Below are 23,119 nucleotides of genomic sequence, written 5' to 3'. Positions count from 1 at the left end.
GGTTTTTATGCTGAATAAATTTCAACACGGTTAGTTATTTAAGTATGACGATGCTTAACTTGTTTTGTTACACGATTATGAATAAAAGCTTTAACTTTGAATAATTTTACAACTTATGCAAGATTTAAAAATATCTAAAAAAAAGCCATCATTCCCGATATCGGATCAGTTGAACGATTATCTTTCTGAATATAACAGAAATATAGAAATTCCTATCTTTTATGATGATTTGTTGCGCTTTCAAGGTTCGGTAGTGGTTTATGATAAAGATGATAACGACACGTTGTGGATACGGGTTTATTATAACGATTACGAGCGGGAAGAGATAGATTTATCCTTAAAAAAGGTATACACCATTTTACATTCTGATGGTAACGAAAGCACGATTCCGTTTTTAAATGTAGATGCCATTGATTACTGTACCTTTGGAAACTCGAAACCCTTCCGTATAAAAATCAGAAATATTTTAAATGATAATTACACCTATTTTTATGTAAAAACTGCAGATGCATCGCGTGTTTACGGCCTGGAATTGGAGCACATGTTATCGCCTTATAATTTGAATTTTTTGGTGTACAACAATACCCTGATCGAGGAGCACATTGCGGGTGTTCCGGGTGATGAGTTTATAAAAAAGATGTTGCCAAAATGCTCGAAATCTGAAAAATCCCAAATCGCCAAAGAGTTTGTAAAATTTAACGAACGCTGCATGATTAGGCTTTTGGGCGATATGCGCTCTTACAACTACGTAATTGTGCCCACCCACGATTTTGACCATGTGGTGTATAAAATACGCCCCATTGATTTTGACCAACAATGTTACGAAGGCAAGTTTAATATTTACAGACCACAGTTTTTTAAGGAAAATTTTGAAATGGTTGAATTGGTAGCCAATAGTTTCCAAAAATTCTCGATAGACCAATACAAAATAGAAGAACGCTCTACGCTTGTAAAACGGCTAAAAAGTTTTCATGGCAGAATAGATGAGCTTATGGCATGTATGCTAAACGATTCCATATCCAAAGATGCCAATATAGATTTGCTTAAAATGAAAATATTTGAGTACACACAAGATGTGAACTTTAAGCGCTGCGATAATATGGGGCAAATTCTTAAAGCGGCACTTGAGTTTTTAGTAAGAAATTATGAAGATGTGAATCTTAAAAGACTTAAATCTTAGTTCCAGTTTTCATCAAAATCCAAATTATCGTAGTCGTCAATGTCCAACTCGTCTTCAAATTCATTAAAGGCATCATCGTCGTCGGCTTCAAATAATTTTTCTGGCGCGTTTTCAGGTACTTGGCCTTGTACAAACATAAGGTTGGGGTAATCAAAACCTTCCTCTTCCTCAACAATTTCGGCGAGTTCCACATAAAACGTCCACATGCTTAAAAAATCGTAAACGTAAATGAGTTTGGTTTGTGCTTCGTGCACTACGGTATCCAAAGCCGTTTCGTTCATTAAACGTGCAGAATTATCGTCGCTTAAATCGAACAACGAGATTTCTTCACCTTGATCCCATTGGTCGTTACTTAAATAGAACGATGCCATTTCAGAACCATCAAACCCAAAGGATTGCGTGATGATGTTGTGCAAATCTTCAAGCGTATCGGTTTCCCGGATTTCTAAATCGCGAAAAACATCCTCTTCGGTATCATTATCAAGTATTACTCTAAATCTGTAAATCATTCTGAAAAATTATTGCTGCAAAGATAAGTCTTTTTGTATTATTCAAACCGTTGTGCATTTTGAAAAAATTCTTATTCTCGATACAATTTTTCGTGCCTCAAAATCACTCGAATTGACATATTGATATTTTTTCCATTCAAAATGTACTACGGGTTATTCAAAAACAATTCCACGAGTCTAAAGCTTGTGGTTTCCTTTGAATTTGTCATTCCCGTGAAAACGGGAATCTAAATATAGTTTTCTTTATTTACTAAATCGGTGCAAGGTAAACGTCATGGCGCTTAATAAGAAGAATGCTCCCATTTGATGTGCCACACCCAACCATAACGGAACGGCATAAATTATGGTGAAAACACCTAATAAAAATTGAAAACCAACCAAAATCAGCAGCACATTTATACCCTTTTTTTGCAGATTTGTGAGCGTCAATTTTCGTGATTTAAACCATAATATGACAATGCAAATAACAACGATGTAGGCTAAAGTTCGGTGAATGAATTGAATGCCACTTGGGTTTTCAATAAGGTTTTTATAAAAGGGTTCAAGAATATAAACCGTGTGATGCATAAACTCATTTTCATTCATTAAAGGCCAGTGGTTATGCAGTAAACCGGCTTTTAAGCCCGCAACAAAAGCACCATAAATTATTTGGATTATTAGAATTAAATAACTGCCAATGATAAGATTTCTAAACTTGGTGTTTATGGGTTTCTTGTTTGGGTAAATCAAATCCAATGCCACCCAAAGTGTGGCCGCAAAAGTGAGGAACGCGGTGGTTAAATGTGCCGCCAAACGGTAATGGCTTACATCGGGCCTATCAACCAATCCGCTTTTTACCATATACCAGCCTAAAAACCCTTGAAAGCCTCCCAGGAATAATAAAACGAGACACTTTTTAATCGTTTTTTGGGTGAGTTGTTTGGTGGCAAGAAAATATAAAAACGGAATAATAAACACCAAACCAATAAGCCTGCCTATAACACGGTGCAACCATTCCCAGAAATATATACTTTTGAAATCATCAATGGTGAAATGCGAATGCAATTTTTGGTATTCCGGGTATTGTTGGTACAGCTCGAAGGCTTCTTGCCATTCGGTATCGTTTAATGGCGGAATGGTACCAGTTATCAATTTGTAATTTGATATGGATAAACCTGAATCGGTAAGCCGCGTGATACCACCAACTACCACCATTATAAAAATAAGGATACAGCCCGTAATTAGCCAGTAAATAACGTTTTTATTGTCTTTTTTCATTTTTTTATCATTCCTGCGAAAGCAGATATCTTATTAATTAAACCTAAATTACTTTAAGTGGATTCCTGCTTTCACTCTTATTTTTCTCAGTGACCCCTACAGGATTGTCAAGCCTATGTTTTTAGAATCTTCTTAAAGCATAAACTGTTTGCTACATTTTTATATGGTTCGAAATTTGGGATGCTAACATAATTATTCTTTTTATAAAACCCAACGGCTTCCACTTGACGAATACCGGTTTCTAAAACACAGGAGTTAAATCCCAATTCGTGACTCCAAATTTCTAATGCGTTTAAAATTTTTGAAGCTATGCCTTGACCCCGATATTTTGGGTTTGTGTACATGCGCTTGATTTCTACACTGTTTGTATCAAATGTCTTAAATGCGCCGCAGCCCACAGGGGTTTTATCCGAATAGGCCATTACAACATGTTTTAATACATCAATGTTGTTGTATTGGTTATAAAAAGCATGCTCATCGCCATCAACAATAGTAAGGTAATCATCTAGTTGTTTTACTAAACCGATGAAGTCTTTATTTTCAGAATTCGTCCTAACTATGTGTAGCATTTTTACGATGATGCTTTTAAGCCCAAGCGTTTCCCTTCTTTTAACATAAGCTGATATGCCGCTTCGTATTCATTGGGGATGTCGCCTTCTAAAATGGCTTCCTTAATGGATTCTTTTATGATGCCGATTTCGCGCGATGGTTTTAAGTTGAAAGCTTTCATAATTTCTTCACCAGAAATTGGTGGTTGAAAATTACGAACATGGTCGCGCGCTTCAACTTCCGTTATTTTTTCTCGAACCAGTTTAAAGTTATTGTGATATTTCTTGAATTTTCTAGGGTTTTTTGTGGTAATATCCGCTTCGCAAAGTGTCATTAAATCTTCAATATATTCTCCAGCATCAAAAATCAAACGGCGAACGGCCGAATCGGTTACGTCTTGCGCCAAGGCAATGGGGCGGGAGCTCATAAACACCATTTTTTGAACGAATTTCATTTTGTCGTTCAGCGGCATTTTTAATCTTTTGAATAAGCGATATACCATTTTCGAGCCTTCAAACTCGTGCGCGTGAAAGGTCCAACCTACTTTTTTACTGAATTTTTTTGTCGGTGCCTTTCCAATATCGTGCAACAAAGCGGCCCAACGCAACCAAAGGTTATCGGTGTGTTTTGCAATATTGTCAACGACTTCTAAGGTGTGGTAAAAATTATCTTTATGGCGTTGGCCTTCAATTTCGTCTATTCCTTTTAAAGCTGTAAGTTCGGGTAGAATATATTGTAGTAATCCCGTTTTTTCCAACAGTAAAAATCCGATTGACGGTGTTTTGCTTTCCAAGATTTTATGAATCTCGACAACAATACGTTCGTTGGTAATAATTTTAATCCGATCGCAGTTTTTGGTAATGGATGTTAATGAAGCTTCTTCAATTTTAAAATCGAGTTGCGTAGCAAAACGAATGGCACGCATCATACGTAACGGGTCGTCGCTATAAGTAATATCAGGATTTAAAGGTGTTTTTATAATTTGATTTTTTAAATCTTCAATTCCGTTAAACGGATCGAGTAAATCGCCAAATTTATCTTCGCTTAAATCAAGAGCCAAGGCGTTAATTGTAAAATCGCGACGGTTTTGGTCGTCTTGCAAAGTGCCATTTTCCACAATAGGATTTCGGCTATTTTCGTTGTACGATTCTTTGCGGGCACCCACAAATTCTATTTCAATATCATCGTGCCGAAGCATAGCCGTACCGTAGGTTTTAAAGATTTGAACCTTGGGTTTGTTGGGCAAGTTTTTGGCCACTTGTTTGGCGAGTTCTATACCGCTACCAATCGCAACAATATCTATGTCTTTAGCGTCGCCTCGCTTTAAAATATAATCGCGTACAAAACCACCAATAACATAGCTGTCGAGTTGCAGCTCTTTTGCTGATTGGGATATTATTTTAAAAATGGGATGTTGTAATGCTTCTTTGTAGTTCATTTTTTTTGTTGCCACTCCCAAAACTTCGGGAATATTGCAGTTACTTTATTTTCTGTAAACTTTTGAGGGTATTTGTCATTTCGAACACCGTGAGAAATCTCATCATAAATTCAAAACCATGAGATTCCTCGTCGCTTTGCTCTGTCGGAATGACACGCCCTCAAAAAGAATTTCATTCTTTTATTAAATACCATGGATTTTAAATCCATAGAGGTTCATTTAGTAAATTCCAAAAAAATAAATTCCAAATCTGTTTTGATTGGAATTTGGTACTTGAAATTTGGGTTTTTACTCCCGAATCACCTTAACAATTCCGCTGTTACTCAATTTAATGATTGAAGAGGGTTTGTCACAGATTTTTTCGTGATGCAAATTTACAACATAGTCCACACCTTTTAAAATGGCAGGCACTATTTCTTTAAATGATTTAGGGGTAGGTTGCCCGCTAACATTCGCCGAAGTAGAAACTATGGCGCCGTTGAGTTTTCTTGATAATTGATAGCAAAATTCATCGTCGGGAATTCTGATGGCAATTGTACCATCGTCTGCAATTAAATTGGGTGCCAATTGTTGCGCCTCATCATAAATGATAGTGATTGGTTTTTCAGAAATATCGATGATGCTATGTGCGGCTTCGGATATTTTTTTTACATATTTTTTAAGCATTCTATCATCGGCAACCAAACAAATTAAGGCTTTGCTATCTTCGCGCTGTTTTAGTTTGTACACTTTTTTAACCGCTTCTGGGTTAGTGGCATCGCAACCAATGCCCCAAACGGTATCGGTAGGGTAGAGTATAAGTCCGCCATTTTTTAAAACTTCGAGTGCGTTTTTAATTTCGGTATTCATTTAAAAAACAATTATGAAAGGCTTTCTTTTTTTACCAATAAAACTTGATAAGCATCAATTAAAATTTTCCAATTTTTTTCAAGCATATACGCTATTACGGTTTTGCCTTTTCCGCCACCGGGTAATCCGCAATCATCGATAAGTACAATGGAATTTTTATGCAATTTGTCTTCAATGATTTTAAATTCTTTTAAGTGATGTTCCTGACTTTTTATTTGGATGTCTTTGTCGGTTTTTGAGTAGTCGTAACTATCTAAATACAAAAAATCTACGGGTTCATTAAAGGTTTTTAAAAACGCTAAAGAATCGTTTAAATGTACCGTTACCGTATCGTTTAATTTTTGGTTATCTACTTCGGCCTGCGAGCCCTTTACCGAATCTTCACTTATATCAACCGAGTGCATTTTGGCATTATTTTGTTGTGCCCATTTTCCAAAAACTATGGTGGCGCCACCATCGCCTTTGGTGTTATTTAAACCTTCTCTTGAGGTGCCTGTTTCAACAATGGTTTTAACGTTTCTTTCGTCGAGTAGTTTAAGCGTTTTCGCAAAAGTGATTCGGCGTCGCCTAAAATTATATTTAAAAGGCATAAACGGATATAATGATTTGTGCTTTGCTAATTTTATGCCGTAGTGAATCAAAACTGCCAATAAAATAACGGCAATAATTATGTAAACGATCATTATAGGGTTTTTAAATGGTTTGGTAGCAAATTTAGGATTTACTTTTTAAATATAATGCTTTTATAAACTTCAATATACTGTTTAGCTGCATGATCCCAATTAAAACTTTTGGCGTGTTTAATATAGTTTTGAGATAATTCAGTTTTATTTTTGTTGAAAATATTTAAGCCTTCTTTTAAAACTTCGGCCATATAATTGGGCTCATATTCATCCCAATAAAAAGCATGTTCACCGCCAATTTCAGGTAACGACGTGTTGTTTGATAAGAAAACAGGTTTTCCAAATCGCATAGCTTCAATGGGTGGAATACCAAAACCTTCGCGCAACGACGGAAACACGAACGCGTCGCAATTTTGCATGTAATATTGTTTGTCGAGTTCTGATATTTTTCCGGTGATGATGACGCGGTCTTCAAACTTTAATGCCTTAATAGTATCTTGTAATTTACCATTGGCGTAAGCGGTGTTATTGTTGCCCGAAAGGATTAAATTATAATTGGGTAAAAATTCTAACATTTCAACTAATGCATGGAAATTTTTGCGTTCGGTAAATTCGCCAATACTAAATAAATACGGTTTTTTAGAGGTTAGTTTCGGTTGATGGTTTTCGGGTATTTGAATATCGATAATTGGGTTGCCGTTATAAATCACGTATTCGGGCACATCGGGCACTTTAAAATATTGATGGGTGGATTTTTTTGCATATTCCGAAATGTACGTAATCGCGGTACTTCGGTTTAATTTTTTTTGAAATTTTATGTTTCTTTCGTGGTTTAAATCGTTTGAAACTTCATCAATAAAATTAACATCGTGTACCGTTAACAAATACGGAAGGTCATGATAAGGCTCAATCTTAATATTCTGATTTAAACAATGCCATAAATCGTATTTTTTTCTAATTCTAAATGCTTTGTGCCGCCTTAAGGAATAGTATCTTTTGTAGTTAAAATAGCTGCCAAACTCCTTCTTTAAAACCTCGGTATCTTTAGCATGCAGTGTGATTTTAAAGCCTTCAATATTGGCGTTGTAAAGGCCTTTTATTAAATGATAATTAAACTGCCCAAAGCCAAAATGTTGGTTTTTTATGTTGTGTGATTCTAAAAAAATATGCTGCATGCCGTGTTTTTTACAAAGAAAAACAAATATAATATGAAATGCTTTGGATTTTTTAAAAGAAAAACTAATCGTAATATTGTGGCATGGATAAAGTGTTTCATAAAACCTACGAACCCTTTGAAAGCGAGCTCGATAATTTTATCGAAAATTTTGATGTGCTCGGTGAAGATTTTGGTAATCAGGAACGGAATTCGTTGAAATTATTTCAATTAGAAAATGAAACGATTAACGTTAAATCGTTTAAAGTGCCACATTTAATCAATCAAATTGCATATCGTTTTTTTAGAAAAAGTAAGGCGCAACGCTCTTTCGAATACGCCAATAGGCTAAAAGATTTGAATATTGGTACACCGCAACCCATTGCCTATTACGAATTTAAAACCCCGTTTTTGTTCAAAGAGAGTTATTATATAAGCGAGCAGATTGATTGCGATTACACGTACCGGGAACTGACCACCGATTTTAACATCCCGAATTACGATGATATTCTCAGGGCTTTTACCCGATTTACATTCGATTTGCATGAAAAAGGAGTGCATTTTTTAGACCATTCCCCAGGAAATACCTTAATTAAAAAAACCGAAAAAGGTTACGATTTTTATTTGGTGGATTTAAACCGGATGGAGTTTAAGAATTTGGATTTTGAAACGCGGATTAAAAACTTCTCTAAATTAACCATTCATAAAGCTATGGTTGAGGTGATGAGTGATGAATACGCTAAATGTTCAGGTGAAAATTACGAGACGATTTTTAATTTAATGTGGCAGGAAACCGAAGCTTTTCAAGAAAAATACCACCGAAAAAGACGCCTAAAAAAGAAACTTAAATTTTGGAAGAATCATTAAGTTTTTTAAGTTCTTTATAGCGATAATAAACCCCATACGCGCTTAAATAACATATTTGGAAACCTGCTTTCCCATCTAAAAAACCGAGTCTAAAAACATAGTTTACAACAAACTTGTAAAATGGCCTGAATATAAAATGGAAAGCGTTTGGTTTTTTGCCTTTTTTATAAAGTTCCAAAGCTTTAAGGCTGGCGTAATGCTCCATTTTCGCTTTATAATGGGCTGCACTATCAAAGCAATAATGTAACATATTGTGTTTTAAAATACCACTTTTACCATCAATTTCTGGCATTTCGTGTACTATCTTATCTTCAATATATTTAACCTTGTTTTTTTTGAATAAGCGGTAAGTAGTATCGGTTTGAAATCCGCTAAAACGTATTCTTTTTTTCTTAAAATAATACAAGCGTTTTACCATAAATGCCGCGACATCGGTTGGGTTGTTTACTGTGGTAATTATTTCGGTTTTTAATTTGTCGGTTAACCGCTCATCGGCATCAATAAACAAAACCCAATCGTGAGAAGCTTGTTTTAAGGCGAAATTACGTTGGTCTGCAAAGTTTTTAAATTTGCGTTTTATAGTGGTAACGTTTTTAAATTCGGCTAATTTTTCAAGTGTTCCGTCAGTGCTAATAGAGTCGACAACTACAATTTCATCAGCAAAACTAATATTTTTTATAACGGCTTCAATATGGTTGATTTCGTTATAAGTGATAAGTAAAGCCGATATTTTTGTAGAATTCTTCAATTTAAAAAGGTTAGTTTAACTCAGTTCTTTTTTAGCTTTTTGCAGTGCCGAAGCTATTATTTGATGCATGTCGTAATATTTGTATTCTGCTAATCTGCCACCAAAAATAATGTTGTTTTCTTGTACCGACAAGGCTTTGTATTGCTGATATTTATTTTGGTTCTCGTCGTTGTTAATAGGGTAGTAGGCTTCTTTTTCTTTGGTCCATTGCTCGGGGAATTCCTTGGTTATTACGGTGTGTTTTTGCTTGCCAAACTCAAAATGTTTATGCTCGATAATTCGGGTGTACGGAATATTGCCATCGTTATAATTTACTACGGCATTGCCTTGATGGTTTTCTTTTTCCAAGCGGGTGTTTTCAAAGCGTAACGAACGGTATTCTAAATTCCCAAATTTATAATTATAGAATTCATCAATTTTTCCGGTGTACACAATTTTTGAAGCCAATTTGCTTAGTTCTTCTTTGTTTTCAAAAAAATCGATATTGGTTTTGGTTTCGATACCTTTCAATAAACCATCAATAATTTTATTGTATCCGCCAATAGGAATACCCTGGTATTTATCGTTAAAATAGTTATTGTTAAATGTATAGCGCACGGGTAAGCGCTTAATAATAAAAGCAGGAAGCTCGGTGGCTTTTTTGCCCCATTGCTTTTCGGTGTATTCTTTTATTAAAGTTTCGTAAACGTCCTTACCAATTAAAGATAGCGCTTGTTCTTCAAGGTTTTTAGGATTTTCGAAACCGTGTTCTTTTATCTGATTTTTTATGATTTTTTTAGCTTCATCGGGTGTTTTTGTGCCCCATAATTGGTAAAACGTATTCATATTAAAAGGCAAATTGTACAGTTTTCCTTTTGAAATTGAAACGGGAGAATTTACATAATTATTAAACTCAGCAAATTGGTTTACATAGTCCCAAATCACTTTATCATTGGTATGGAAAATATGCGCGCCGTATTTATGTACGTTAATACCATCTACATTTTCGCAGTACACATTGCCTCCCACATGGTTTCTTTTATCGATAACCAAGCATTTTTTTCCTGCTTTAGTGGCTTCGTGAGCAAATACGCAGCCAAATAATCCGGATCCAACAATTAAATAATCATACTTTTGCATACTTTTATATTTTTAACAAAACTAGAATATTAATTTCCTTAACAAAACTTTTCAGCCTTTATGTATTACATTTCCAGAAATTATAAGTCGTTATTTAATGCCGCGGGAAAAGCAAAAACCGATTGCGAAATATCATTACAAAACGTAGGGTTTAAAAATTTGGGGTTTAAGCAATCGTCCATCCCAAGTTCGGCTATCGGTACGATTAAGAATTTTTTTGGAATTACTATAGCCTTATTACGATTGCCTTTTAAGTCAATAATTTGCACCCAATATCCTAATAATAAATTTAGAAAATTAATCTTGTTTTTTGTGAAACTGAAGCGTTGTAAAATGATAACTATTGTACACGACGTGCGGTGTTTAAAGGGACGTGTAAAAGATGTTGAAAAGGAACTGTCTAAAATTGTATGCTCCAATGTTATCATTGTGCACAACGAATCGATGAAGCAGTGGTTTTTAGAACAAGGCACAACAATACCAATAATTGTTTTGGGTATTTTTGATTATGTTTCTGAGGAAAAGCCAACTCAAAATAAAGCTATAATTAAAAAAGACAAATACGACATTGCTTATGCCGGTGGTTTTGGCGAAGGTAAAAATGCCTATATTTTCGATTTTGATATTTTAGAAAACAGTAAATACAATTTAAAATTATATGGCGTTGGTTTTGATGAAAATAAACGAAAAGTAAGTGAAGATAAGTCTGTTATTTTTTATGAAGGCGCTTTTCCGTCCGATCAAATTGCCCATAAAATTGAAGCGGATTTTGGTTTGGTTTGGGATGGTATTTCAACCGAAGCCTGTAGTGGAGATTTGGGCGGATATTTAAAATACAACAATCCGCATAAAACCTCATTGTATTTGTTGTGCGGGCTACCTGTTATTGTTTGGGATAAAGCCGCCATTGCTACTTTTATTGTTGAAAACAATGTGGGTATTGCCGTCTCCAATTTAAAGGATTTAAACACTATTTTAGAAAATCTAACGGAAACCGATTATAAAACCATGAAAAGCAATGTTTTAAAAGTTCAAGAAAAAGTGATGCGAGGGCAATTTGTTGAAACTGCGGTAAAGAAAGCATTAGAGTTTTTAAAAAAATAGCATTTGTTATGCTGTTTCGATGACTATCGGGATTATTTCAGCATTTTATAATAATAATATTAACTACTTAAAAAACCTTCAAGCTTATCAAAAAACAGTTCAGGTTTAAATTTTTGATATAAACCTAAAGCTTCATTTTTATATTCTTTTTCGGGTTTGGTGTACAATTCTGGTTTGTAATCTTTTAAATGAACACTTACGTTGTTTTCATCTTCAAAAAGATTCCACGAAGCTTTGTCAATCCATGGCGAATAAATGGCAAAGGTTTTAACGTTTAAGGCTTTTGCCATATTTATAGCACCACCTTCGTTACCGATTACGGCATCGCAATGCTGCGTTATCGCTAAAAACTCCCGTAAACTTTTTCCGAAAACATGAAACTTAATATGTTTTTTAGTTTCGGTGTTGCATAAATTTAAAATCGCTTTGGCTTGTGCTTCCTGTTTTGGAATGTAGTTAAATAGGATTTGCCCTTTGGTTTTTTCAGCAATAACATCAATAACTTTTGCCATAAAGGGAAACGGATAGGTTTTGTTTTCGCCGCTACCCAAAACACTAATCATAAATAATGGTTGCTTTAAGTTGATGTTTTCATGTTCTAAAAACCGTTTACTATCCGCAATTTCGCTATCAGATAAAAATATTTTTGGTTTAATTGAATCTGTTTTAATGCCTAAAGGTTGCAACAGTTGGAGTCTGTGGCTAATAGCTAAACCTATATTTGTATTCGTGCTTTGTTGTCTTTTTATATTATGATGATAAATAAATTTACTGTAATGTTTATAATAAGAAATTTTGGTTTTTGCTTTAGAAAACGCTGTAATCAAATTACTGGAAAGTTTAGAATACACATCAATTACAATATCATATTCTCTTTTTCTAACTGACTTTACAAGCTTAAAAAGCGCTTTTTTGCTACTTTCAGCTTCCTTGGTAAAAAAGATAAAATGATTAATAAAAGGATTATTTTCTACAACAGGATAGGTATGCTCGTTAATCAAATAATCCAATTGAGCGTTAGGATATTTTTGCCTGAGTGCTTCAAACAATATACTGCTTGTAAGCACATCGCCAATCATTTTTTGTTGTATGACTAAAATTTTCATTGCACCAAATTACAAACAAAAAATTCCAAATTCCAATTTTATATGTATTGGAATTTGGAATTTAAATTTTATTTTGAAATGGACCAGTAAAGCGCGATTATACTGCGACGTCGTGCTCACGCAATGCGTCATTAAGCGATGTTTTTTTATTGGTACTCTCTTTGCGCTTACCAATAATTAAAGCACAAGGCACATTATAACTGCCCGAAGGGAATTCTTTAGCATAACTACCCGGAATAACCACTGAACGTGCAGGTACTCTTCCTTTGTATTCAACCGGTTCATCGCCAGTAACATCAATAATTTTGGTGCTCATGGTTAACACCACACCAGCACCCAAAACCGCTTCGGTTTCTACGCGAACGCCTTCAACTACAATACAGCGACTGCCAATAAAGGCATTGTCTTCAATAATTACGGGTGCCGCTTGTAAGGGCTCTAAAACGCCACCAATACCAACGCCACCAGATAAGTGTACATTTTTGCCAATTTGAGCACAACTTCCAACGGTTGCCCAAGTATCAACCATAGTGCCTTCATCCACATAAGCTCCAATATTTACATAACTCGGCATCAATATGGTACCGCTAGAAATGTAGGCGCCGTGACGTGCCACAGCGTTTGGTACGACTCTAATTCCGTGTTCAGCAAAGTTTTTCTTTAATGGGATTTTATCGTGATATTCAAAAATACCAGCTTCTAAGGTTTCCATTTTTTGAATAGGAAAGTATAAAACCACGGCTTTTTTAACCCACTCGTTAACCTGCCACCCATTTGCAATGGGTTCGGCCACTCGTAATTCGCCTTTATCTAATAACTCAATAACGCTTCTAATGGCAGTAGTTGTAGCTTCTTCTTTTAAAAGACCTCTATCGTTCCAAGCGTTTTCAATGGTTTGTTGTAATTCTGTCATCGGTAATTATATTTTAAGCAAAGATAATGTCTATCATTCTAAAAACTGAGAGAAACGGCTATAATATCCATTGCGTATTTGGTAAAAATTTCGGCTTTAAAAAACGAATTTTTCAAAAACATAAAGGTGATTTTTACTTTTAAATAAACGAATTAACCGATAAAAGACATTGTAGGTGTGTTTAGTCGGTAAAATTGCGTCTTTCAACTGTTAATCGGTGAAAATCTACCGTTTTCTAATCATCGAGAATCTAAGGTCTTATAACTAATTTATTGGGTTAAACTTTAATGCACTTCTATATTTGAACCATCGAATAAATGAAACCTAATGAAAACAAAAATTTACACATTATTAATTTTATTGCTTTCTTTTTCTTTTGCAAACGCTCAAGACGATGTGGTAAAAGTTGAAACTGATAATACGATTACAGTTTTTGAAAATAATGAAGATGTTATTATGACTGTTAAAAGTGATAATAATGAAGTAAATAAAACTGAAGCTAAAGCTGATACTGTTGAGGTAAAAGAAAATGTAGCACGATCTTATAGCGACATCAGAGTGTATTTAAACCGAGTAAGAAAGGTTGAAAATATTAAGTGGTTATTTCCTAAAATAAATAAGGCTAAAGTAGCATAAAATAAAGTTCAAATATTAATATTTAAGGTTAAGTTTTTGTAAAGACTGTCTGTATAGGCGGTCTTTTTTATTTTATAGAAAAGTAATTTCTTGAAAATTATTATTCACAAGATTTCCATTTAAATTGTTATTCCCGTTGAAATCGCAAGATTTATGAATTCATTATTATAAAATCATTAAGCAATGAATAAAACAGGAAACAAAAAAGATGCTACTAAAATCTTTATTACTTTTGCCCAAAACGAATTATGGCACGCATTTTAGCAATAGACTATGGTAAAAAGAGAACCGGAATAGCGGTAACGGACGAGCTGCAAATCATCGCTTCAGGCCTCACCACGGTTGATACCAAAGTGCTTATTCAGTTTTTAAAAGAATATACCGAAAAAGAAAAAGTTGCATTGTTTGTAGTGGGCGAACCCAAGCAAATGGACAATACAGCTTCTGAGAGCGAAACACTTATACAACCTTTTTTAGCAAAACTTGAGAAGCAATTCCCTGATATTCCTATAGTTAGGGTAGATGAGCGCTTTACCTCAAAAATGGCTTTCCAAACCATGATTGATAGTGGTTTAAAAAAACAACAACGCAAAAACAAGGCTCTGGTTGACGAGATTAGCGCAACACTTATTTTACAAAGTTACTTATATTCGAAATAATATTTTTTTTATCATAAGAAAACAATTACTTTTATTTTTTTAATTTTCAAACCTAACCTATTTTATTATGAAAAAAAACTACTTTATTTTACTTTTAATTTCTGTATTTAGCTTTAGTTTAGCCTATGCAGAGCCTTGTCCCAACGGTGGAGGTACAACTTCATCTGGGGGCACAAAAATCTTTTTATCCTACCTACCTGCAACGTCTTTTTGTGTAAACAGACCTAACACTATTGAGGTTAATGGCACTACGACTTTTACTTTAGAAGTTGCTTCTTGCTCTGAAACGACGTCTGTTTATAACCTTACAAGCGGACCCGCTATTGTTGGTCAGGATTTTACAATAACATCTGGTTTCGATAGCAATTGCTCATATTCTGGAGGTACGTTGCCTGTAGATAAATATATCCTTGAGACTAGTTTGGAAGTGTCGCCTAATCCGCTTAAAAGTGATAATACATTAAAATTATCATTTGCTTTTCCGGTAAAGGCCAATATTAGTGTGTATAATATTACTGGAAAAAGAGTAATCCAAGATAATATTAGTAATCAAGAAAATAAAGAACTTAACATTGCTAATTTGCCAAATGGTATTTATATCTTAAATATTGCAACCAAATCAGCTACTGCTGTTCGGAAACTTGTAGTAGCGAGGTAATTAAATTTGCCGTAAAAAAAACTCCTTTTTTAAGGAGTTTTTTTTATGCCCAAAAACCACCAATTAAGTAGTAAGTATTGTATTTTTGCAAAAATTAAATATAAAAAAACCGGAATGATTTTACCAATTGTAGCCTATGGAGATGCTGTTTTAAAAAAGAAATGTGCCGATATTACCGAGGCATACCCAAATTTAGACACACTTTTAGAAAACATGTTCGAAACCATGTACAATGCTTTTGGCGTTGGTTTGGCTGCTCCACAAATAGGATTACCAATTCGTTTGTTTTTAGTCGATACAACCCCTTTTTCTGAAGATGAAGAACTTTCGGAAGACGAACAAAAGGCGCTTAAAGGCTTTAAACGCGTTTTTATAAATGCTAAAATTATAAAAGAAGAAGGTGACGAATGGGCATTTAACGAAGGATGTTTAAGTATTCCAGATGTTAGGGAAGATGTGTTTAGGCAGCCAAAAATTACGGTTGACTATGTTGATGAAAACTTTAAAAAACACACCGAAGTATTTGATGGTTTAATTGCAAGAGTTATTCAGCATGAATACGACCACATAGAAGGCATTTTGTTTACCGACAAATTATCAAGCTTAAAAAAACGCTTGATAAAAGGAAAACTAAATAATATATCCAAAGGCAAAATTAATGTCGATTACCGTATGCGTTTCCCGGTGCAAAAAAAGAAACGATAATAGTTGCATCATTGTATTAAACAGTTGATATTTGCGACTTTCAAAAAAATAAAAATTTATGGGTTTAGATAAAGTTTTAGCCATTTCGGGAAAACCAGGTTTGTTCAAATTAATTGCACAAACTAGAGGCGGTTTTGTTGCAGAGTCGTTAATAGATAACAAGCGTATATCTGTAAGTTTACAGCAAAACGTAAGCGTTTTAAGTGAAATTGCAATATATACTTTAACCGAAGAAGTGCCATTAAAAGATGTGCTAGCCAAGATCAAAGAAAAAGAAAACGGCGAACCAACAAGCATAAAACCAAAAGACAGTAAAGACAAGTTAGAGGAATATTTCTTTGATGTATTACCAGATTACGATGAAGATAGAGTGTATGCGAGTGATATAAAAAAAGTTTTGCAGTGGTACAACTTATTGCAACAGCATAATATGTTAGATCTGTTAGTCGATAAAAACGATGAGGCTAAAGTGCAAGATGAAGAAGAATAATTTTAAATTATTTTATATAAAAGGAACTTCCAAATTTTGGAAGTTTTTTTATGCCATTTTTTAAGAGTAATTTAAGATATACAAAGAGATAAAAAGTGTTTTAAGTGCTTTATTTTGGTTAGTTTTGGGGTGTTATTTTTATTTACAAACATGAAAATTAATAAGCCTAAAAAAAGCACCATCATTTTTTTAATAATGATAGCCCTTTTGTTAATTCCGCAAACACGAAAGCCTATACAAGTATTTATTCAAAAAGGTTTAGCGTTAATTAGCCCATCGATAATAGACGATAATAAGCAATCTCAAATTGCCGATTATAACTGGAAGTTGAAAGACGAAAACGGAACTATTTTTAATTTTGAAGAAAACAAGGGAAAAGTCATTTTGGTTAATTTCTGGGCCACTTGGTGCCCGCCATGTATTGCGGAAATGCCAAGTTTGCAAAAACTTTATGATGACTATAACGATAAAATTGACTTTGTATTTGTTTCAGATGAATCATTCAAAAAAATAAATTCGTTTTTAGAAAAAAACAACTATACTTTTAAGGTCTACAATCAAGCTTCACAATCAGATTTTTTTAATGTAAGAGGCATTCCAAGAACATTTTTAATAGACAAACAGGGCAAGGTGGTAATTGATAAAACGGGTGCTGCCAATTGGAATAGCGACTCGGTTAGAAGTACCATTGATGCACTGCTTAAAAAATAGAACGCCGTAATATTTTCTTTTTTCATAAAATAATACTATAATTTTATTGCGGATTAAAAAGCATATCAAAGTGAAAATTGTAGTATTAGATGGGTACACGCTTAACCCAGGAGATTTAAGTTGGAATGGTATTGAGCAATTTGGCGATTTAGTGGTTTATGACCGAACTGGTTTTGAAACCGAAGAAATCATAAAAAACATAGGCGATGCCGAAGCTGTTTTTACAAATAAAACCCCATTGTCAAAAGAAGTTTTAACGCAGGTTCCTCAATTAAAATATATTGGGGTTTTGGCAACAGGTTATAATATAATCGATGTTAATACCGCAAAAGCATTGGGTATAACCGTTGCTAATGTGCCTACTTACGGTACTAAGGCCGTGGCACAATTTGCTATGGCTTTGCTGCTTGAGATGTGCCATCATGTGGGCGATCATTCTAAAGCGGTAAAGGACGGAGCTTGGACCAAATCATTGGATTTTTGTTTTTGGAACACACCGCTCATAGAACTGGATGGAAAAACCTTGGGGATTATTGGTTTTGGGGAAATAGGTCAAGCTACAGCTAAAATAGCTCAAGCTTTCGGTTTGAATATTTTGGCTTATAGCCGAAGTAAAAAACCAGAATTGGAAACCGAAACCTGTAAATATGTGTCGTTGGATGAACTGCTAAACGCATCAGATATCATTAGTTTACATTGCCCTCAAACCGAAGCCACAACGGGAATTATCAACAAAAACAATATTGATAAGATGAAAGATGGCGTGATGCTTATTAACACATCCCGTGGGGGTTTGATAGTTGAAGAAGATTTAAAAAATGCCCTAAACTCGGGTAAAGTTGCTGGAGCCGCCGTTGATGTTGTTTCAACCGAACCCATAAAAGCGGACAATCCGTTGCTAAGTGCCAAAAATTGTATTATAACACCCCACATTGCCTGGGCACCAAAAGCATCGAGAACCCGAATGATGCAAACGGCGGTTGAAAATTTAAAAGCTTATTTGGAAGGAGATCCTATTAATGTGGTTAATTAGCATTATTAAAAACGCTTGAAAATCTGATAATCGTCTACTTCTCTTAAAAGTTTTAAATACACTTGGGAATAAAATTTAATAGTGCTTTTAAGCAGAAACCATACGAATATTCTAATTATTAATACCTTTACAATTAATATTAAGGAGTAATATGAGTATTCGGAATATCAAGTGCCTGAATTGCGGTATTTATAATGTTAACAGAGATTATTGCTCTAATTGCAATGCGCTTTTATCGTATAAAAAACGTCGTGAATTAGCTTACAAAAAAGAACAAGAAGGCCGTTTAGAGCAACGCCGTTTAGAGAAAGAAAACAACCCATCGTTTTACCAGAAGTACAAAGATCACCGTTTTTTTCTTGTACGTGTGTTTGTAAAACTGCTTCGGTCTATTTGGGTGGTGGTCATGTCTATTGGTATGTTTATCGCTTGGATAATAACATCTATTGCTGCATGAAAATTTTAAAACATCCGTTTTTTATAAGTGTTTGCATCATGGCAATTGTCATTTATTTGGCAAAAATAAGCCATGTGGTTTTACCGGATTGGGTCTATTTTTACCTCGGCGATTTACTGTGTATGCCTTTTGTTTTAAGTTTATGTTTGGTGGTGGTTCGACTCATAAATAATAACGATAGTTTATATATTCCGTTGGGGCCAATTATAGTTTTAACAGCATTTTATGCCTTGTATTTCGAGTGGTTGCTGCCAAAGTATAATGCCCGTTATACGGCTGATATTATTGATGTTGTTATGTATGTTACAGGTTCTGGCTTGTTTTATTTATTTCAAAAACGATTATATAAGTAGCGTTTTTAAGAGCGGTTTACTAGCTTAAAAGGAATGATTAATTGCTATATTAAAGCGTCCTAAAAAAAGCTTTTATAAAACTAAGTGAAAAAAGTGAGGACATGATTTTTAAGTCTTCAAAAAATGTAGACTCTTCATCAAGGAATTTAAACATGGTTTTCACCGAATTTTTAGCATAAAACTGTTGGAAAATCCATTCGCCTTTACCGTTTTCATCTTTTAAAACTTTTAAAAACACCTTGTCATAAAACTTATATTTCCTTTTAATCAAATGGTTTGAAGGTGTTTTATTGGCTTTAATATTCTCAACAATTTTTGTGGTTTTTTTCTCGGTGTGTTTAAACGAATAACCTGTGGAACCCTTTACCCAGCCACCGCCGGTGCCAATTTTAGTGATGCGTTTGGTATGGTATTTTTCAAATGGAAAATTGGTCATTGGAATTATTCCAGTCTCAGTTTCAGCGATGGTATAATTGTCAATGTTTAGATATTCCTTAATATAGGTTTTAATGAATTTATCGTAAGTTTCTTCATTTACAAGCTGCTCTGTAAAATAGGTGAATTCCACCAAAGCTTCTGTTTTAGAAAATGGCAAAACGTATGTGAATGTAGTTTGATTGCCGTCTTTTAAGCGATAATCCATCATAATAAGTTTAGAGTCATCAAACGCTCCAAAATCAGTTTTAATAATCCAACCTTTAAAATGTTGATTGATGGATATGTTGTGTTTAGAATTTAATGAAAAGGATTCGGGAACTCGACTATCAAAAACATGCGAGGCTGTGAATGTATTCTGTTTTGCGGTAATAATAACGCTTTCATTTTCTTCTTTTACCGAGTTTACACGATCTATTATAAAATGAAAATTGCTGTGTTTTTTGAGTTTAGATGTAGCTTTATTGTAAAAATCAATAGAACGAATGGATTTATAAACATAAGGTTTAAGCTGTAAATCGATCGTTTTTTGCGACGTAATAACCGAAGCTTTGCGCCAAGATTTATGAATGATGTTACTCCATTGCGAAGCTTCAGTTTCCCAAAAACTCCAAGTTTTATCGTTTGTGTTTTTTTTGGAATAGTCAATTAACGCAATTTGTTTGTCATCAAAAAAAACATCGGAAGCCATTTTTAAAGCCAATTGTAAACCAGCTAAACCAGTTCCTATAATGATGTAATCGAAATGGGAACTATGGGACATCGATTAAGTTTAATGTTATTTTTTAAAATATTTAAAGGGCACAAACAGCATCCCGAAACATTCACCTTTTTCTTTTTCCAAATGCTTGTGGTGTATTTTATGGGCACGCCGCACACCTTTGGCATACCAATTATTGGCATTCCTGAAGAGTTTAAAACGTTGGTGAATAAAAATATCATGTACTATAAAATACGATAGGCCGTATGCGAAAATGCCAATGCCAATGGGCAGACCAATCCAAAGGTCGTTATACCTCCAAAGTAGAAAAAAACCAATACTGACGATGGCATAAAAAATAAAAAACAGGTCGTTGCGTTCAAACCAACTATCGTGATCTTTTTTGTGGTGGTCTTTATGTAGGCTCCATAAAAACCCGTGCATAATGTATTTATGTGTAAACCACGCCATAAACTCCATAAAGCAATAGGTGCCTAAAAAAACAAGTATCCAAAGTAAGGTTTGCATCGCTTAAAATTACATTAAATTTAGTTGATATTTTACATAACTTCTCATTAAGAGCTCTACTTTTTTTGGGTTTGAAACCCGAATACGCGCGTTTTTAATTTGTAGAGCAGGTGTATTTTTTAGTTTTTTCAATAATTGTCTGTAATATCTGTATGCCATAAATACACCAAATTTGGCTTCAATAGGCAGTTTTTTTATGCCGTTTAATCCTTTTTCAAAATCTAGTTCAATATCATCAATGATGCTTTGTTTTGAAAATTCATCAAGGTTTTTCAAATCTGTATTCGGGAAATACGTTCGGTTTAAACCTTCAAAATCGGCCTTTAAATCTCTTAAAAAATTCACTTTTTGAAACGCAGAACCCAATGACATGGCCATTTCTTTTAATTCATTATATTTTTCATTATCGCCTTTAACAAATACTTTCAAACACATAAGACCCACAACATCTGCCGAACCATAGATGTAGGCTTTAAATTCATCTTCGGTTAGGTATTTGGTTTTATGTAAATCCATGCGCATACTATCCATAAAAGCATCAACCAAATCTTTATCAATGCTGTATTTGTGAAAGGTGTGCTGAAATGAATTTAAAATGGGATTTAAACTGATTTTATTTTTTAGGGCGAGTTCTAAATCTTCACTAAATCTATTAAATAGCGCTTCTTTATTGAAATTGTGAAAGGAATCAACAATTTCATCGGCAAAACGCACAAAACCATAAATGTTGTATATATGACCTCTAATAGAGCCGTGCAGCATTTTTGTGGCTAATGAAAAAGACGTACTGTACGTTTTAGTTACAAGCTTGCTGGAATTATACGAAACGGTATCAAAAAGTGATTTCATATCTATTAACTATGGTGTTTTGTTACGAGGTTTGCCACTAATTTCCCTGAGATTAACGACGGTGGAACTCCGGGACCGGGTACGGTTAATTGCCCTGTGAAATACAAATTGTTTACTTTTTTGCTTTTCAGTTTAGGCCTTAAAAATGCTGTTTGTAACAGCGTGTTTGCCATTCCGTATGCATTGCCTTTATAGGAGTTGTAATCGTTTATAAAATCGTTAATGCAAAAACTTTCTTTAAATATAATGTCTTTTTTTACACTTTGTGAAGTTAAATTTTCAAATCGCGTGATTATTTTTTCAAAGTATTGTTCTCTAAGTGCTTCTGTGTCTGCGAGCCCTGGAGCAAGAGGAATTAAAAATATACCAGCTTCTTTGTTTTGGGGTGCTGTACTCGAATCGGTTTTACTAGGGAAACTGGCATAAAATAGTGGGTTTTCCGGCCATTTTGGGTTATCGTAAATAGCTTTGGCATGGGTTTCAAAATCGACATCGAAAAATAAAGTATGATGGTTGACCTGTTTTAATTTTTTATTAAAACCAACATAAAATAGTAGGGAAGAGGGGGCAAATGTTTTTTTGCTCCAGTATTTTTCTGTGTACTGTCTGTATGATTTCTCCAAAAGGGTTTCGGTATGGTGGTAATCTGCGCCACTTACAACAATATCCGACAAATAAGTATTGTCATTTGAAACAATGCCTTTTGCTGTTCCGTTTTCAACTATAATTTTATCAATATTGGTTTCTGTTTTAATCGTTACACCAAGTTCTTTAGCGAGATTTTCCATAGCTAAAATCACTTGGTACATCCCTTTTTTAGGGTGAAAAGTGCCCAAACCAAAATCGGCATAATTCATAAAACTATAAAACGACGGTGTGTCACTTGGTTTGGCGCCTAAAAACAAAACGGGAAACTCCAAGATTTTAATCAATCTTTCGTTTTTAAATTCCTTTCTTACATCTCGTTTTATAGTGCTAAAAAACTGATTTATTTTTTTTATGGTTGTTGGTGTAATCAGCTCTAACGGTGAAATACCAGGATTGTAAACCAAATCTTTTATGGCGACATTGTAATTATCTTTAGCATCGCTAATAAACTTTTTTAATTTTATTGAGCTACCGGATTCTTCTTTTTCAAAAGCTTTGATGATTTTTTCCAGCGTATCTTCAATCGTTATAAAATCGTCTTTTCCAAAATAAACGCTGTAAGCCGGATTGAGTTTTTCTAACGTATAGTAATCTGAAGGTTTTTTGTTGAAATCGGCAAAGAACCGTTCAAAAACGTCGGGCATCCAATACCAAGTGGGACCAATATCAAAAACAAAGCCATCCTTTTTAAGTTGTCTTGCACGACCACCAATGGTTTTATTTTTCTCAAAAACTGTTGCTTTATAGCCCTCTTGCGCTAAATAACAAGACGCTGCTAACGAAGAAAATCCTGAGCCTATTATACTAACTGATTGTTTCATTTGTTTAACAAATATATAAAA

Annotated in this window: 27 protein-coding genes; 12 read left to right on the top strand and 15 right to left on the bottom strand. The window is 34.2% G+C overall.

The genetic code is table 11. From position 1 onward, the window contains the following. The first annotated feature begins 115 nt into the window (after nt 1–115). Complete coding sequence (locus tag RNZ46_RS01370; RefSeq protein WP_316983601.1) at nt 116–1,180, top strand: hypothetical protein; 1,065 nt, start codon at nt 116–118, stop codon at nt 1,178–1,180. Here RNZ46_RS01370 and RNZ46_RS01365 read toward each other — a convergent pair. The 7 genes from RNZ46_RS01365 to RNZ46_RS01335 form a co-directional block, all read right to left on the bottom strand. Next, nucleotides 1,177–1,689: an IS1096 element passenger TnpR family protein gene (locus RNZ46_RS01365; protein WP_316983600.1), complete on the bottom strand. Its 513-nt coding sequence runs from the start codon at nt 1,687–1,689 to the stop codon at nt 1,177–1,179. The two genes, RNZ46_RS01370 and RNZ46_RS01365, sit on opposite strands and share 4 nt — an antisense overlap. Nucleotides 1,690–1,932: 243 nt before the next feature. Next, a complete protein-coding gene (locus tag RNZ46_RS01360) occupies nt 1,933–2,946 on the bottom strand; it encodes a COX15/CtaA family protein (RefSeq protein WP_316983599.1) in 1,014 nt (337 codons plus the stop codon). A 113-nt stretch (nt 2,947–3,059) separates the two neighbouring features. Next, entirely contained in the window at nt 3,060–3,515 is a 456-nt protein-coding gene (locus tag RNZ46_RS01355) for a GNAT family N-acetyltransferase (protein ID WP_316983598.1), read from the bottom strand. Between the two features lie 2 nt (nt 3,516–3,517). After that, nucleotides 3,518–4,933: a CCA tRNA nucleotidyltransferase gene (locus RNZ46_RS01350; RefSeq protein ID WP_316983597.1), complete on the bottom strand. Its 1,416-nt coding sequence runs from the start codon at nt 4,931–4,933 to the stop codon at nt 3,518–3,520. Nucleotides 4,934–5,221: 288 nt separating this feature from the next. Beyond that, nucleotides 5,222–5,782: an L-threonylcarbamoyladenylate synthase gene (locus tag RNZ46_RS01345; RefSeq protein ID WP_316983596.1), complete on the bottom strand. Its 561-nt coding sequence runs from the start codon at nt 5,780–5,782 to the stop codon at nt 5,222–5,224. Between the two features lie 11 nt (nt 5,783–5,793). Continuing rightward, the gene (locus RNZ46_RS01340; protein ID WP_316983595.1) at nt 5,794–6,465 is read right to left on the bottom strand and encodes a class I SAM-dependent methyltransferase; all 672 of its coding nucleotides are present in this window, start codon (nt 6,463–6,465) and stop codon (nt 5,794–5,796) included. Nucleotides 6,466–6,503: 38 nt separating this feature from the next. Then, nucleotides 6,504–7,580: a glycosyltransferase family 4 protein gene (locus RNZ46_RS01335; protein ID WP_316983594.1), complete on the bottom strand. Its 1,077-nt coding sequence runs from the start codon at nt 7,578–7,580 to the stop codon at nt 6,504–6,506. 83 nt (nt 7,581–7,663) lie between these two features. Between RNZ46_RS01335 and RNZ46_RS01330 the strand changes: the two genes are divergently transcribed. Next, the gene (locus tag RNZ46_RS01330) at nt 7,664–8,425 is read left to right on the top strand and encodes a lipopolysaccharide kinase InaA family protein (RefSeq protein ID WP_316983593.1); all 762 of its coding nucleotides are present in this window, start codon (nt 7,664–7,666) and stop codon (nt 8,423–8,425) included. On the opposite strand, the gene RNZ46_RS01325 is transcribed toward RNZ46_RS01330, so the two are convergent. Together RNZ46_RS01325 and glf are read right to left on the bottom strand one after the other, a co-directional pair. After that, entirely contained in the window at nt 8,403–9,173 is a 771-nt protein-coding gene (locus tag RNZ46_RS01325; RefSeq protein WP_316983592.1) for a glycosyltransferase family 2 protein, read from the bottom strand. The genes RNZ46_RS01330 and RNZ46_RS01325 overlap by 23 nt on opposite strands. A gap of 15 nt (nt 9,174–9,188) precedes the next feature. Then, nucleotides 9,189–10,292, bottom strand: a complete 1,104-nt coding sequence (glf, locus tag RNZ46_RS01320) for a UDP-galactopyranose mutase (RefSeq protein ID WP_316983591.1) — start codon at nt 10,290–10,292, stop codon at nt 9,189–9,191. A 60-nt stretch (nt 10,293–10,352) separates the two neighbouring features. Here glf and RNZ46_RS01315 point away from each other — a divergent pair, with 60 nt between their 5' ends. Then, complete coding sequence (locus tag RNZ46_RS01315) at nt 10,353–11,396, top strand: glycosyltransferase (RefSeq protein ID WP_316983590.1); 1,044 nt, start codon at nt 10,353–10,355, stop codon at nt 11,394–11,396. 59 nt (nt 11,397–11,455) lie between these two features. On the opposite strand, the gene RNZ46_RS01310 is transcribed toward RNZ46_RS01315, so the two are convergent. Continuing rightward, nucleotides 11,456–12,502: a glycosyltransferase family 9 protein gene (locus tag RNZ46_RS01310; protein WP_316983589.1), complete on the bottom strand. Its 1,047-nt coding sequence runs from the start codon at nt 12,500–12,502 to the stop codon at nt 11,456–11,458. Nucleotides 12,503–12,599: 97 nt separating this feature from the next. Further along, the gene (locus RNZ46_RS01305; RefSeq protein ID WP_316983588.1) at nt 12,600–13,415 is read right to left on the bottom strand and encodes a 2,3,4,5-tetrahydropyridine-2,6-dicarboxylate N-succinyltransferase; all 816 of its coding nucleotides are present in this window, start codon (nt 13,413–13,415) and stop codon (nt 12,600–12,602) included. A gap of 327 nt (nt 13,416–13,742) precedes the next feature. Here RNZ46_RS01305 and RNZ46_RS01300 point away from each other — a divergent pair, with 327 nt between their 5' ends. The 9 genes from RNZ46_RS01300 to RNZ46_RS01260 all read left to right on the top strand — a co-directional run bounded on the left by RNZ46_RS01300 (nt 13,743) and on the right by RNZ46_RS01260 (nt 19,117). Continuing rightward, nucleotides 13,743–14,051: a hypothetical protein gene (locus RNZ46_RS01300; protein WP_316983587.1), complete on the top strand. Its 309-nt coding sequence runs from the start codon at nt 13,743–13,745 to the stop codon at nt 14,049–14,051. Nucleotides 14,052–14,299: 248 nt separating this feature from the next. Then, entirely contained in the window at nt 14,300–14,710 is a 411-nt protein-coding gene (ruvX, locus tag RNZ46_RS01295; protein ID WP_316983586.1) for a Holliday junction resolvase RuvX, read from the top strand. Nucleotides 14,711–14,777: 67 nt separating this feature from the next. After that, nucleotides 14,778–15,368 carry a T9SS type A sorting domain-containing protein gene (locus RNZ46_RS01290; protein ID WP_316983585.1) on the top strand — a complete coding sequence of 197 codons (591 nt, stop codon included), beginning with the start codon at nt 14,778–14,780 and terminating at the stop codon, nt 15,366–15,368. A gap of 114 nt (nt 15,369–15,482) precedes the next feature. Then, nucleotides 15,483–16,073 carry a peptide deformylase gene (gene def / locus RNZ46_RS01285; RefSeq protein ID WP_316983584.1) on the top strand — a complete coding sequence of 197 codons (591 nt, stop codon included), beginning with the start codon at nt 15,483–15,485 and terminating at the stop codon, nt 16,071–16,073. Nucleotides 16,074–16,131: 58 nt separating this feature from the next. After that, nucleotides 16,132–16,563: a DUF5606 family protein gene (locus RNZ46_RS01280; protein ID WP_316983583.1), complete on the top strand. Its 432-nt coding sequence runs from the start codon at nt 16,132–16,134 to the stop codon at nt 16,561–16,563. Nucleotides 16,564–16,713: 150 nt separating this feature from the next. Further along, nucleotides 16,714–17,274, top strand: coding sequence for a TlpA family protein disulfide reductase (locus RNZ46_RS01275; RefSeq protein WP_316983582.1), 561 nt, complete (start codon nt 16,714–16,716; stop codon nt 17,272–17,274). 70 nt (nt 17,275–17,344) lie between these two features. Next, nucleotides 17,345–18,307: a D-2-hydroxyacid dehydrogenase gene (locus RNZ46_RS01270; RefSeq protein WP_316983581.1), complete on the top strand. Its 963-nt coding sequence runs from the start codon at nt 17,345–17,347 to the stop codon at nt 18,305–18,307. A 151-nt stretch (nt 18,308–18,458) separates the two neighbouring features. Beyond that, the gene (locus RNZ46_RS01265) at nt 18,459–18,764 is read left to right on the top strand and encodes a hypothetical protein (RefSeq protein ID WP_316983580.1); all 306 of its coding nucleotides are present in this window, start codon (nt 18,459–18,461) and stop codon (nt 18,762–18,764) included. Further along, a complete protein-coding gene (locus RNZ46_RS01260) occupies nt 18,761–19,117 on the top strand; it encodes a hypothetical protein (RefSeq protein ID WP_316983579.1) in 357 nt (118 codons plus the stop codon). Before RNZ46_RS01265 ends, RNZ46_RS01260 begins: the two co-directional genes overlap by 4 nt. Before the next feature lie 49 nt (nt 19,118–19,166). On the opposite strand, the gene RNZ46_RS01255 is transcribed toward RNZ46_RS01260, so the two are convergent. The 4 genes from RNZ46_RS01255 to crtID are packed head-to-tail and all read right to left on the bottom strand — an operon-like array spanning nt 19,167 to nt 23,098. After that, the gene (locus RNZ46_RS01255; RefSeq protein WP_316983578.1) at nt 19,167–20,315 is read right to left on the bottom strand and encodes a lycopene cyclase family protein; all 1,149 of its coding nucleotides are present in this window, start codon (nt 20,313–20,315) and stop codon (nt 19,167–19,169) included. Between the two features lie 15 nt (nt 20,316–20,330). Further along, the gene (locus tag RNZ46_RS01250; RefSeq protein WP_316983577.1) at nt 20,331–20,780 is read right to left on the bottom strand and encodes a sterol desaturase family protein; all 450 of its coding nucleotides are present in this window, start codon (nt 20,778–20,780) and stop codon (nt 20,331–20,333) included. A 9-nt stretch (nt 20,781–20,789) separates the two neighbouring features. Next, nucleotides 20,790–21,629 carry a phytoene/squalene synthase family protein gene (locus RNZ46_RS01245; RefSeq protein WP_316983576.1) on the bottom strand — a complete coding sequence of 280 codons (840 nt, stop codon included), beginning with the start codon at nt 21,627–21,629 and terminating at the stop codon, nt 20,790–20,792. Nucleotides 21,630–21,634: 5 nt separating this feature from the next. After that, complete coding sequence (gene crtID / locus RNZ46_RS01240; RefSeq protein WP_316983575.1) at nt 21,635–23,098, bottom strand: bifunctional phytoene desaturase/3,4-desaturase; 1,464 nt, start codon at nt 23,096–23,098, stop codon at nt 21,635–21,637. Nucleotides 23,099–23,119: the final 21 nt, after the last annotated feature.

The sequence above is a fragment of the Hwangdonia lutea genome (assembly GCF_032814565.1).
Classification (GTDB): Bacteria; Bacteroidota; Bacteroidia; order Flavobacteriales; family Flavobacteriaceae; genus Hwangdonia; species Hwangdonia lutea.
The sequence above is the reverse complement of the archived record's forward strand: the minus strand, read 5'-3'. Positions and strand labels throughout refer to the sequence as shown.